Genomic DNA, 13,085 nt, shown 5'->3' with positions numbered 1-13,085 from the left:
AGCAAGAGAATTTGCCTTGTATGAAATATTCGGTAGGTATGTCGCATACCCCTTGTCTGTTGTCGATAAACTTAATGAGTTTCTGAAAAATGATATTGTATGAGAGTATTTGCGGATTGCCTATCAAGAACAGCTGTTTACGGGCACGGGTCAATACGACATTCAACTTCCTGTCTATAGTCTGACCATTATCTTTGAATACATTTCCGGTGAGAAATTCGAGCTGGTAAATTTTTTGTACGGTAAATCCGTAAATAATAAAATCTCGTTCGCTGCCTTGATACCGTTCTACTGTGTCGATCGTGATATCCGACAATGCTGGGATATTTAGTTGTTTTATTTCTTTTCGTATCAGAGCGATCTGATTGCGATAAGGAACGATTACCCCTACGGTTTGAGGGTTGAAATTATTTTTGTTTATTGTATAAATTGTTTTTAATAAAGCCGATATACGTATGGCTTCATCTTTGTTTGTTTTATCGGATATGGGGTTCTTGTCTCCTTTTGATACGATAAATGCCAATCGGTGAGAGGCGATAAGATTTTGTAAGCCGTCAGATTTGTCGTAAGAAGGACAATGAAGTATTTCTAATTGATGTTTTAAAGGAATGGGTTTCAACTTTTTTTCATAGAAAATTTCATTCGAGAAAGATGAAATTTCCGGATGCATGCGCCCTTGTTTAAACAACATGTGTATGAAATCTTCCGAACCGTTTTTCTTTTGTATGTTAATCAGCCGTTCGAATAGAGAATTACGACAATCGCTCATTCCTATCTTTATCAATTCTGGTTCTGATACGATAGACTCTCTTTCGGATTGTTGAACTACAGCGGGCAGTTGTTTGTGGTCTCCGATGAAGATAAATTTATCTATGGCTATTTGATTCTTATGTCTGGCACATAGTATTCCGAGTAAATTCGGTTCGAGAATTTGAGATGCTTCATCGATAATAGCCAGATCGAAATGTTTGATGCCGAATAAGTTGAGTTTTCCCGATATGCTGGTTATCGTTCCTACGAACACCCGGGTCTCCTGAATTACTTTGCGAACAATATCCGCATTCGGATTTAATCGTATTTTCTCATCCAACAGATTTTTTCTAAAACGTTCGTCACAAGATAATTCCGAACCGATTCTGATATATTGGATCTTGTGTTTATCCATTTTGTCACAGATTTCATCTACTGCCCGGTTGGTATAAGCCGACAGTAGTATCGAAGACGATTCGGAGAGGGCTTCTTTTACCATTGCAACCAAAGCATACGATGTTTTTCCTGTACCGGGAGGTCCTATTAGCAAAAAGTAGTCATTGGCTTGTTTGGCTTTCAATATTACATCGTTGAGAAATACATTTTCGGTGTTGTAATTTCCATTTAGTTTTTTTGTAGAATCTTTTGTCGGCAAACGTAAATTCAATAATAACTCTTTTCTTTTTTTATCTGCCGATAAAAAGGCAAATAGGGCTTGATAAATCGAAGTATATGAAGATTCCCAAAAGTCGTGTTCTATCGCCCATTTTTGGTTTTCCGGGAAGATACAAGTATTTTTTTGAGGAGACTGCAGTCTGACGGTTACCTCTGTATAACATATATTCTTGATAGTTCCTCGTAATATTTTCGCTTTACAGGCATTGGGGATATCTCCCTCCGGATATGAATAGAGTAATACTATATCGCCATTTCTGAAGTTAGGCAGTAAATCATCTTCTTGTGACGGGACGGAAAATGTAATCGTATCATACCCTCCGTATATTCCTGACTCTTCTTTATTTACAAGATCAAGTCCTGTTAAAATATCCCCGGTAGATTCCTTTTCTGCTACTTCGCATCTCCATATTCCTGAGAACCCTCTGTTTTTGCTTGAATTCCCGGTTTTTGCAAGAAGATGCTCTTTAGAGATAAAGGTAAAAAGTCTTGCAAAATAGCATTTTTCGAGATATGATGCGTTTTGATATATACTTAATATTTGCCGGATATGAGGAAGCTGGAATTTTTTCCAGAGCACGTTTGTTTTTGCATTTATATTTAGCTCTTCCGGAGTCAGATTTTCGAGAATATTTTTTATTGCACCTTCTGCGTAGAGCATTTCATATTTGACTATACGGTTTCTTAGTCTTAAAATTTTCCTCATGAGGTTGGGGTCGGAAGAACTTTCGAGCATCAGTCCGTCGGGATACTTCGAATATAACAGATATTGTTCCGAATCTTTACTTTTGATGTTGAAATTATAAGAGAGCAGCAAACGGTATAGTAACATCTGGATATAATGTTCTTCTTTATGCCCGTTGGTATAAATATCTCTTTTACCCGACTTTTGTTCCATCAAAATTTTGTAATTATCCTGTAAAAGGTCTACACGTCCTTGAATACCCAGTTCTTTGCAGATAAAAGACGGTTCGAGAATGAGCTTGTCCCGTTCGATGTTATGAATTTCGGGAAAAATTTTTTCAACGAAATTCCGGATATTTTTCATCTGTTCTTTTGCCTGATGATGAAAATCTTTCAGACTTTCCTCGCACGTGATTATTTTTAGTGCAGACTTAATGAAGAAGCGTTTGATCGAGTTATTATAACTGTTCTCATGCAGATCTTGTGTATTGATGGTTTCATCGAGAAATTGTCCGGCCAGATTTCCTAAGAGCATAGCCGAGGTGTTTCGGGCAGACGATATTTTTTCCAACAGATAATTGCAGGGATGATCACCATATTCTTTCCAGCAACGGGCTATTGTGGAGATCTCGAGTAGATAGTCCGGTTCGTAAATGATTTGTTCCGGACAAAAAATCCCGTTTTTTTCGATTTTCGTGTTCAACAGATATAATTGTGTATTCTCGGCTAACAAATCGGCTATGTAGTCGAGATCGTTATTTTGAGCATATTTGTGATAATCTATTTTTACGAAAACCGAATTATCATCTTCGGTGTAGCCTGTGATGAAATCTTTATCCCAAGACGAAACGGTGATTCTTATATTAATATCGGGTGCGTAGTCTGCAGATATGATTGACCGGGTTGCATGAGGAAGGCATTCTTTTAAGTTTTCGGGAATCGGTCTCCCGTATATTTTTGCAATGAAATCGGACAAGCTTTTCAGGTCATATAAATAATCCTCGTATGAAGGAATATCCCGATTTTGTCTTATCCGGTTACAATGAATGCGGAATTTGTTGAGATGATATATTTCTGTATCCGAAAAATCATGATTTTTACAAATATAGGTCATTCTTGGAAATACACCGGAGAAGCTGATGCGACAATTTTGCGTCTTTTCTTCGATTATATTGATAAAGACGGTATATAAGCCGGCATATTTCCTTTTAACGGAAAATTCTTTATTATTATGTATTTCCGTTATATCTTGAAAATAAATATCGGGGAAATGATACTGTTTCGATTCAGAGTCGGATACTTTATTTTCTATGTACATTTTTTATACAGAAAGCCATTTATAAGAATCTTCTATCGAAAAATTTCTTTTTTTACAATATTCGGCCCGTTGTTCCATATCGATTTGTCCGATATGGAAATAAGCAGATTGCGGATGAGCTATCATAATTCCTGAGACCGTAGAGTTCGGCTTCATTGCACCGTTTTCGGTTAATGAAACATCGATTCGGTCGAATCCGAGCAGCTTGTCGATGTCGAAAGCAAGCGATTGGTCGGGAAGAGACGGATAGCCGATTGCTGGGCGAATTCCTTGATAATGTTCTTTCAGCAAGCTTTCTACTGTTGCGGTCTCATTCGGTGAATATCCCCATATTTCTTTTCTCACCCGATAATGTAAGAGTTCGGTTGCAGCTTCGGCGATGCGGTCGGCGAGAGATTGCAGTAAGAGAGCGTTATAATTATCGTCTTGTTGTTTGTAATATTCGATCCGGTTCTCGATTTCTTTTCCTGCCGTTACTGTAAAAACTCCTATATAGTCTGTCTTTTGGGTGTCTGCTGGCATGATGAAATCTGAAAGCGAATAATAGCAGGCTTCGCTTCCTTTTTTTTGTACTTGCTGTCGCAAGCAAGGTATGATGTGCGATACGCCTTCTTTCTGAATATATATAGACTCATTTTGAGAATTTGCCTCGAATATTCCGACCAAAATATCCGTTTCAGTTTGGTCTTCGATCAGTTTGTCGAGCATTCGGGAAGCCTCTTTATATAATTGCATCGCTTCGGCAGCCTTCGCTCTTTCCTGTTCCGGAAATTGGGTAAGCCAAGATGCCTTGCAGTGGTCACATCCGTTTATGAATGCGATAGATGCGAATTTCCCTCCTAATTTCCATGCATTGAAAAAGAATATCCAATTGATGTAAGGGCGAATTTCTTTAATTGAAAAATGCAGTTCTTGAACCTGCCCGGTCAATAACGGCTTTACCGGATTATAATTTCCCCACTCTATTTTGATTTTATGATTTCTCGCATTGCTTAACGGAGTGAGAAGTATTTTTTCTTGAATAGATTCTCTGAGTTTTTCTTGTTCCTTTTTTAGTTGTTCCAAGAAAATTTTTCGGGTTTCGCTGTTTGCCAGTTGTGCTGCGATCAGAGGATTTTGAGAAGCGTCTTTCACGTGAATCACCGGACCGCTGTAACGAGGGGCTATTTTTACGGCAGTATGTATTTTTGAAGTCGTTGCTCCACCGATCATGAGAGGAATTGTCATCCCTGCTTTCTCCATTTCTTCAGCTACATGACACATCTCTTCGAGAGATGGAGTAATAAGCCCGCTTAAGCAGACGATGTCCACTTTTTCTTCAATGGCGGTTTTTATGATTTTTTCGGTAGGAACCATAACCCCTAAATCGATAACTTCATAGTTGTTGCACGCCAAAACTACCCCTACGATATTTTTCCCGATGTCATGAACATCACCTTTAACTGTTGCCAGCAAGAACTTGCCGGCTTTTTCCGGAGAACTTTTGTCTGTTTTATCAGCTTCGATAAACGGTTTAAGAATGGCTACCGCTTGTTTCATTGTACGAGCTGTTTTTACGACTTGCGGTAAAAACATTTTCCCGGCACCAAATAGTTCTCCTACCGTGTTCATTCCTTTCATAAGCGGACCGTCTATGACTTTTACGGCCTTGCCATATACTCGCATGGCTTCGGACAAATCGGTTTCCAGATTTTCGGATATACCTTTGATTAATGCATATTCCAATCTCTCGTCTAAGGTCATTTCGTCTCTTATATCTTTTTTTTCTACGGTCTTGCCGTTTTGCCGATTTTTTAATTCTTCGGCGAGAATTATCAGTTTTTCAGTAGCGTCCGGTTTCCGGTTCAGTATTACATCCTCGATGACCGAAAGAACCTCTTTCGGTATGTCTGTATATGTGACGGAAGTTCCGGGATTGACGATTCCCATATCCATTCCGGCATTAATAGCATGAAAAAGAAATGCTGCATGCATTGCTTCTCGTATGTAGTTGTTCCCTCGGAAAGAAAAAGAGAGATTGCTGATTCCTCCGCTTACTTTTGCTCCGGGTAGATTCTTCTTGATCCATGCCGTAGCTTTGATGAAATCGATACCGTAATTCAAGTGTTCGTCTATACCTGTTGCTACAGCCAATACATTCGGATCGAAAATAATATCGTTTGGATCTATACCTGCTTTTTGGGTCAATAGTTTGTATGCCCGTTCACATATTTCTATCTTGCGGTCGAAGCTGTCTGCCTGTCCATTCTCATCGAATGCCATGACGACCATTGCAGCTCCCAGTTTCTTAATCATACGGGCATGCTCGAGAAATATGGTTTCGCCCTCTTTCAGGCTGATCGAATTGACAATAGATTTACCCTGCACGCATTTTAGCCCTGACTCTATTACTTCCCATTTGGATGAATCGATCATGACAGGAACTTTCGATATTTCCGGCTCGGAAGCAATCAGGTTTAGAAATGTGATCATTTCCGATTTTGCGTCGAGCATGGCATCATCCATGTTTATATCGATGATTTGAGCACCGTCTTCTACTTGTTTTCGGGCGATGCCCAAAGCTTCTTCATAATTTTTTTCCGAAATGAGGCGGAGAAATTTACGAGAGCCGGCAACATTGCATCTCTCTCCTACATTAATGAAATTGTTTTCCGGCTTTATTTCGAGACGTTCTAATCCGGAAAGCCATAATACATTCGGTTTATCAATGGGAATATGAGGCTGTTTCCCGTCGATTAACTCATTATATAGTTTTATATGTGCAGGAGTAGTGCCGCAACATCCCCCTATGATGTTGACCAGTCTTTCTTCAACGAATTCTCTCATTTGATTTGCCATGGCTTCGGGAGTTTCGTCATATTCTCCGAAACGGTTCGGCAGTCCGGCATTGGGATAAGCACTGATATAATACGGTGCGATTTCAGATAACTGTTTCAAGAAAGGTTTCATGTCTCGAGCTCCAAAGGAACAGTTCAATCCTAATGTAAGAATTGGGGCGTGTTGTATCGATGCGAGAAAAGCTTCTAATGTTTGTCCCGATAATGTTCGACCTCCGGAATCGGAGACTGTGGCAGAAACCATGATCGGAACGTGAATTCCGGTTTCTTCCATTGCCGCAGTGGCGGCAAATAAAGCTGCTTTTGCATTTAACGTGTCGAATACGGTTTCGACCAATAGAGCATCTACGCCGCCGGAGAGCAAAGCTTTTATCTGTTCCAGGTAAGAAAATACCAGATTATCGTAGCTCAAAGATCTGAATGCAGGATTGTTTACGTCCGGAGACATCGATGTGGTTTTGTTTGTCGGTCCGATAGATCCGGCAACAAAACGAGGTTTATCTTCTGTTGTGTATTTATCGGCTGCTTTGCGTGCTAATTGCGCTGCTTTTATATTTATTTCCCGTATATGATTCTGCATGCCGTAATCGCTCATCGACACGGATGTTGCATTAAATGTATTTGTTTCGATGATATCCGATCCGGCTTGTAGATAAGCTTCGTGTATTTCGCTGATGATTTGGGGTTGAGTGAGACATAAAATATCATTATTGCCTTTAAGCTCTTCGGGATGGTTAGTAAAAAGTTTTCCTCGATAGTCGCTTTCAGACAGGTTATAACGTTGAATCATAGTACCCATTGCACCATCGAGAATCAATATTCGTTGCTTTAGCGCATCTTGTATCGTCATATTTTTCTGAATTTGTGATCTTTTGCTCTCTTACGTTTTATTCTTTTAAGCGAAAGCAAAGTTATAAAAAAATAGGAAAGTGCCGGAGAAATATTTATTTCTTAATTTTTGAGGGATTTTTTGCAATGTAATCTTTCCAGCTTGTATAAGCTTTTTCCGTTTGCGGGCGATTTGTTTGGAAAAAATGACATAAAGCGGCAGCTAACCCGTCTGTGGCATCTAATTGCGGCAGCATGTTTTTTTCCGGAATATGTAACATTCGTTTTAGCATATCTGCGACTTGTTCTTTAGAGGCGTTACCGTTTCCGGTGATAGACATTTTTATTTTCAGAGGTGCATATTCTGTAATAGGAATATCTCGGTATAATGCCGCTGACATCGCTACACCTTGTGCTCTTCCGAGCTTTAACATAGATTGGACGTTCTTTCCGAAAAAAGGCGATTCGATAGCCATCTCATCCGGATGATATTGATCTATCAGTCCTAACACCCTTTCGAATATCCTACGTAATTTCATATAATGATTATCGAATTTATTAAGCTGCAAGATACCTAAGGTAATAAGTTCCGGCTTATTACCGTTTATTTTTAGTACTCCGTATCCCATGACTGTAGTTCCGGGATCAATACCGATAATAATTCTTTCCTTCGGCATATTATTCGATAATTTCGAGAAGAGTAGTAAACCCTACGACTTGATCTTTGAATTTTTCGGTCAAAGCATGTGCTAGATCATCTCCGGTCTCGTTATACCAGCGAGACAAAGAAGCCGTATCTTTTACGTGAAATTGGAGTGAGAAATTTTCTCCTTCATTTTCGTTTCCTGTTATTATACGACAAAGCTGAGGTTCGCTTAATTCTTCATGTTGTAAAGCTGTCGGAATATATATTTCCTTTATCCAGTTGATGAATATTTCTTTTATATTGTCAGATGCGTGGTATGTTGTATTGATTATGATCATTGTTTTTATTTATAATTAGTTTCGATCGAGGTAGAACAAATTCGATTTTTTAGAATTTGAAATGCAACTTATTAACTATGAATGAGCTGTCAAAAGAGATTTCCATAAAATTTGAATAACTCTGTATTGCCCGTTTTTATATATTGCAAAAATAGAAAAACTTCGTGATATATTGTGATTATTCGAAAATGATTCTATCTTTGCACCAAGAAAAGGGGGCATTAGCTCATCTGGCTAGAGCGTTTGACTGGCAGTCAAAAGGTGGCAGGTTCGAGTCCTGTATGCTCCACTTTGTTTTTTTTAAGCGCTTATAATCAATAAATTATAAGCGCTTTTTGTTTTTAGGAGTCAAAATAGGAGATGAATTTATTTTCTGTTTATATAGAATACCAAGTATTGAAGCATCTCAAAATTGCTTACGTTGGTAATTAATACCTTTTATCTCAATTTTTTTGTTATTCATTTTAATAAGTAATGTATGAGAGTATTTAATTGGATTTGAAAAAGAAGTAATCAAATATTTATATAATACAACAAATACTGATGAGTTTATATATAAAAATATTTGAATTCAGTTTAGGGTTAAATATCTTCTCCTAATTTATTTCCTGTTAATTTGTAAATTTCTTTATTCTTTTGTATCTGTTTCTAACAGTTCAGCTAACGACTGTTTAAGTTGTTCCCGGATACGATGTATTTGACTTTTTACCGTACCTTCTGGGATATTTAGAATTTCTGATATTTCGGCATATCGTTTTCCTTCAATAAGAAGTTTTATTATTTTTCTACTTTGGTTGTCTAAAAGATTCAAAACTTCCAGAATGTAGTTGTAATCATAATTTATTTGAACAGGTTCACCTCCTTCGATTTTATAATGGTCTTGAGGATCGAGAATTATGGCTTTTTCCTGAAGTTGTTTTATCTTTCTTCTGTCTGAAATAAAAAGATTCTTAATAAAAGTATAACCTAGTTTAATCGGATAGTGATGGCTTTCGAATTTATTACGGTTCTCCAATATTTTAACATTTGTTTCTTGTACTAAGTCCCATGCGTATGTCGGGTTATGCGTTAAAGCTATGGCAAAATTTAAAAGTTTTTCTTGAATGCAGAGTAACTCATGTTCGAAATTAAAGGTTTCCATTTATTTTGAATTTATCGTGAACAAAAAGGAATCCTCGTCGGTTAATCAATTGCTTAATCTTAATTAACGGTACACAAACATACACACGACGAGGATTCCAAAGATCTTCTTCGTGCATGTTTGTGCATCCGTACATAAGATTAAGCACCTAAATGTACATAAAATTTTCATCGTATAGCTTTGTGAAATCTTATTTTTTCTTTTTGCTAAAAAAATTGCTATGTTAAATTCGTCTTTGACATTGTTAATAATATGGGGCTTTTATGTGAAATGGTATATCTATAATAATTATAATATGTGTGTAATTTAATATATTTATACTATTCGCATTTGATGGGGATAAAATTTTTTTGATCTTGGTTTATTTATATATTCACTTGTATGTTACCGATAGGTAACATATATTTGTTTCTGAATGTTATATAAACTATATGGAGAGAGAACTTTTAAGAAACAGAAAAGCGACAGAGCAACGTTTATTGTCAGCTATACAGGAATTGATTGAGGAATCCGGTTTTGAGAAATTAGGTATAAATGCCGTAGCATCCAAAGCCGGAGTATCGAAGATGCTTATATACAGATATTTCGGGTCATTAGACGGACTTGTGGCGGCTTATATCGAACAGTATGATTTTTGGATAAACTTTAAATCGAATTTACCGAAAAAAGAGGGATTGGAGAATTTTATAAAAGAGATGTTTCATTGTCAGATCGCTGTTCTTAGGGAAAATTACACATTACGTCGGTTATATCGATGGGAGTTTATGTCCGGTAATAAATTTATCAAAGATTTGAGGAGACAGAGAGAAGACAAAGGTGTATGGCTTATAGAGGCTGTGTCCCGGTTGTCCGGTCATCCTTGTAGAGAAGTTGCCGTTATTGCGACATTGTTGAGTGCGTCGATCAGTTATCTTGCTTTACTTGAGGAAAATTGTGACTTCTATAATGGTATTTCTCTTCAGACAGATGAGGGATGGGAACAATTACAGGAAGGAATAGATGAGCTTATCTCCCTTTGGATTTCAAAATTGTGAAATTAAAATTTAGGATTATGAATAGAAAAGATGCTTTGTTTATAATAGAACAAACTGTAAAAGCTCCTTCGGGGCATAATACTCAGCCTTGGTTATTCGGAATTGATGAGAATTATATACGTATATATCCGGATATAAGCAAATGTTTACCGATAGTCGATCCTGATAATCGGGAGCTTTTTGTATCGTTAGGTTGTGCTGTTGAGAATTTTTTTTGGGCTGCTCAAAAGCGGGGATATAACGTGACATTTGATATTCGGAAAGATGGGGGAGTTTTTGCAATTCTGACATGTGCGAAAAAAAAAAATGATTCAGTTTTAGAGATGTTTAATCAGATTTCTGTACGGCAGACCAATCGAAAAATATATTCAGGAGAAAAAATTTCGTCAGATATAATTGGGGTGTTGGAGTCGGTATCTTGGACAGATTGTGTAAAAGTACATTTGTTCCCGAATCGGTCGGATTCGTTTGATTTGCTGAAAAACTATATTGTAAACGGGAATACTATACAATTACGGGATAAGGCGTTTAAAAATGAGTTGAAAAAGTGGATGAGATATAATTATAAACATGCTATGGAAACTAAAGATGGTTTGAGTTATTCTGTTTTTGGAGCACCCGATTTGCCTCGTTTTGTTTCGGAATTGGTTATGGAAATCTGTTTGAATCCGTTGATTCAGAATCGTAGTGACTCAAAAAAAATAGAATCTTCATCTCATTTTGCTTTATTTACTGTGTCTGAAAATGATATTATCAATTGGATTATGCTGGGGCGTGTTTTACAACGTTTTTTGTTAAAAGCTACACAATGCGGTATTGCATGTGCCTTTATGAATCAGCCTTGTGAAATAGCAGAATTATCGGTCACGTTGAGACAAAACTTATTTCTTTCAGGGTATCCGGTAATATTGTTGAGAGTTGGTTATGCTTTACCTGCGGCACACTCTTTGCGTCGTCCGTTGTCTTGTTTTATCAAAGACTGATTTGTAAAGAGAAATCAAATATCTGTTTTTTGTCGAATCTATATCCCGAGGATTTTCATATCTCTCGGGATATGTTTCTCAAATACTGAATTTATTTATAGAAAAATTTAGGAGACAGGCTCTAACGACTTCCTTTAATTTTTTTCCATAGAATATCGTTCGATGCCTAAACTTTCATAAGCCTTTTTCAACTCTTCTTCGTTATCGCTGATTACAAGAAGTTTGTCTCCCGGATTAATCGTTGTGTGCCCTTTAGGAACAAAATATTTGTTGTTCCGTTTCACCATTACGGCGAGAGTATTGTCCGGCAGTGTCAGATTCATCAATTTATTACCGTTTGCAAGAGCGGTTTCGGTAATTTGTATTTCCGACATAGATGATTTTATTTCATCCGGTAATGATACGTCGAACTCTTTTTTCGTTTCGTCTTCAGAGTCCAACTTTAACCATCTGGCCATAGCGCTCACAGTAGTGCCTTGTACCAGTAAGGAAATGATCGTGATGAAAAAGACGATATTGAATATGAATTTTGAATTTTCGATGCCTGCGATTAACGGATAAGTGGCAAAAATTATAGGTACAGCTCCTCTAAGTCCTACCCATGATATATATACGCGTGCTTTAGTGGTAAAATATTTGAATGGTAACAAGCACAGAAAAACAGTGATGGGGCGAGCAAATATGATCATAAAAATACCGATCAATAGACCGATACCGATAACGGGTAATAATTCGGAAGGATTGACCAATAACCCTAATGTGAGGAACATGACGATTTGAAACAACCATGAAAAGCCGTCGAAAAAAGTCGCCGTACTCCGTTTGTGTACCATTTTTTTATTCCCTACGACCAGTCCGGCAATATATACGGCAAGATAACCGTTTCCTTTCAGTAGGTCTGTAAAAGAGAATATAAAGAACGAGAAAGCTAATAGTAATACTGGATATAAAGATTGGTTGTCTATATTTATACGGTTCATAACCCAAACCGTTACTTGTCCCAGAATATATCCGGACAATGCTCCTACACTTAGTTGAATGAGTAACATCCCGATCGATTGCCATACATTAAATTCTCCGATCTGTATAATTTGTATTAAAAGAATTGTGAGCATGTATGCCATAGGGTCATTACTTCCGCTCTCTAATTCTAATACCGGTCGTAATCTTTGTTTGAGTCCTAATCCTTTGGAGCGTAAAATAGAAAAGACCGAAGCTGAGTCTGTAGAGGACATAACGGCAGCAAGCAGCATTGATTCCATTAGGGTCAGATTCGGACAATTCGGTATGTATCCGGAGATGTAATAAATAAAACCTCCTGTAATGATTGTGGTGATTAATACACCTATTGTTGCTAAAATTACACCCGAACCTGCTATCGGTTTGATTTCTGTGAATTTGGTGTCCATACCTCCGGAAAAGAGTATGATACTTAATGCTATTACTCCGATAAATTGAGCTTCATGCGGATTGTGAAATTGTATTCCTAACCCGTCACTGCCGAAAATCATTCCTACTCCTAAAAACAGAAGTAATGCCGGGACTCCGAATTTGTAACCGGCTTTACCGGCAATAACACTGATAAATAGTAAAATAGATCCTATTAAAAGAATGTTTCCTGTGTCTAAAATCATAATTCTCCCGAATGAATATATTGAGTTATAACAAATAATATCAAAAGTTGATTATTATCTTTATATGTTTTAGAATGAATAACAGATAGATAATACTTAGATATGTTTATTTCTTCAAATATAAGTATAATTCTTTAAAAGAAATAATATGGGAGAAAATATTTTACTCGGATTTTTCTCTATGAACAAACTGTGAGTATTTGGGGTTATTTATAGA

8 protein-coding genes and 1 tRNA gene are annotated in these 13,085 nt (G+C 37.1%); 3 read left to right on the top strand and 6 right to left on the bottom strand.

Annotation, left to right across the window (positions count from 1 at the left end; all coding sequences use genetic code 11):
- The 4 genes from AC1WHX_RS05945 to AC1WHX_RS05930 all read right to left on the bottom strand — a co-directional run.
- The coding region (locus tag AC1WHX_RS05945; protein WP_481228987.1) for an AAA domain-containing protein at positions 1–3,427 on the bottom strand (3,427 nt) is incomplete at its 3' end.
- Positions 3,428–3,430: 3 nt separating this feature from the next.
- Positions 3,431–7,126 carry a methionine synthase gene (metH, locus tag AC1WHX_RS05940; RefSeq protein WP_302544568.1) on the bottom strand — a complete coding sequence of 1,232 codons (3,696 nt, stop codon included), beginning with the start codon at positions 7,124–7,126 and terminating at the stop codon, positions 3,431–3,433.
- Positions 7,127–7,208: 82 nt separating this feature from the next.
- On the bottom strand, positions 7,209–7,769 hold the full coding sequence (gene ruvC / locus AC1WHX_RS05935) for a crossover junction endodeoxyribonuclease RuvC (RefSeq protein WP_302544553.1): 561 nt from the start codon (positions 7,767–7,769) through the stop codon (positions 7,209–7,211).
- 1 nt (position 7,770) lies between these two features.
- Entirely contained in the window at positions 7,771–8,076 is a 306-nt protein-coding gene (locus tag AC1WHX_RS05930; protein ID WP_009316701.1) for a DUF4286 family protein, read from the bottom strand.
- Positions 8,077–8,291: 215 nt separating this feature from the next.
- Between AC1WHX_RS05930 and AC1WHX_RS05925 the strand changes: the two genes are divergently transcribed.
- A tRNA-Ala gene (locus AC1WHX_RS05925) sits at positions 8,292–8,365 on the top strand.
- Between the two features lie 339 nt (positions 8,366–8,704).
- On the opposite strand, the gene AC1WHX_RS05920 is transcribed toward AC1WHX_RS05925, so the two are convergent.
- On the bottom strand, positions 8,705–9,217 hold the full coding sequence (locus tag AC1WHX_RS05920) for an RNA polymerase sigma factor (RefSeq protein ID WP_481228985.1): 513 nt from the start codon (positions 9,215–9,217) through the stop codon (positions 8,705–8,707).
- 431 nt (positions 9,218–9,648) lie between these two features.
- Here AC1WHX_RS05920 and AC1WHX_RS05915 point away from each other — a divergent pair, with 431 nt between their 5' ends.
- Together AC1WHX_RS05915 and AC1WHX_RS05910 are read left to right on the top strand one after the other, a co-directional pair.
- Entirely contained in the window at positions 9,649–10,251 is a 603-nt protein-coding gene (locus AC1WHX_RS05915) for a TetR/AcrR family transcriptional regulator (protein ID WP_303115624.1), read from the top strand.
- Positions 10,252–10,268: 17 nt separating this feature from the next.
- Positions 10,269–11,234, top strand: coding sequence for an Acg family FMN-binding oxidoreductase (locus AC1WHX_RS05910; RefSeq protein WP_302544556.1), 966 nt, complete (start codon positions 10,269–10,271; stop codon positions 11,232–11,234).
- Between the two features lie 134 nt (positions 11,235–11,368).
- Here AC1WHX_RS05910 and AC1WHX_RS05905 read toward each other — a convergent pair whose 3' ends face one another.
- A complete protein-coding gene (locus AC1WHX_RS05905) occupies positions 11,369–12,868 on the bottom strand; it encodes a potassium/proton antiporter (RefSeq protein ID WP_278584808.1) in 1,500 nt (499 codons plus the stop codon).
- Positions 12,869–13,085 lie beyond the last annotated feature (217 nt).

The sequence above is a fragment of the Coprobacter sp. genome (assembly GCF_982436375.1).
The sequence above is the reverse complement of the archived record's forward strand: the minus strand, read 5'-3'. Positions and strand labels throughout refer to the sequence as shown.

What these genes read in the sequence shown, in the direction of transcription:
- AC1WHX_RS05920 (WP_481228985.1), bottom strand. Translation starts at nt 9,217, where the DNA reads ATGGAAACCTTTAATTTCGAACATGAGTTACTCTGCATTCAAGAAAAA.
- AC1WHX_RS05915 (WP_303115624.1), top strand. Translation starts at nt 9,649, where the DNA reads ATGGAGAGAGAACTTTTAAGAAACAGAAAAGCGACAGAGCAACGTTTA.
- AC1WHX_RS05910 (WP_302544556.1), top strand. Translation starts at nt 10,269, where the DNA reads ATGAATAGAAAAGATGCTTTGTTTATAATAGAACAAACTGTAAAAGCT.
- ruvC (WP_302544553.1), bottom strand. Translation starts at nt 7,769, where the DNA reads ATGCCGAAGGAAAGAATTATTATCGGTATTGATCCCGGAACTACAGTC.
- AC1WHX_RS05905 (WP_278584808.1), bottom strand. Translation starts at nt 12,868, where the DNA reads ATGATTTTAGACACAGGAAACATTCTTTTAATAGGATCTATTTTACTA.
- AC1WHX_RS05930 (WP_009316701.1), bottom strand. Translation starts at nt 8,076, where the DNA reads ATGATCATAATCAATACAACATACCACGCATCTGACAATATAAAAGAA.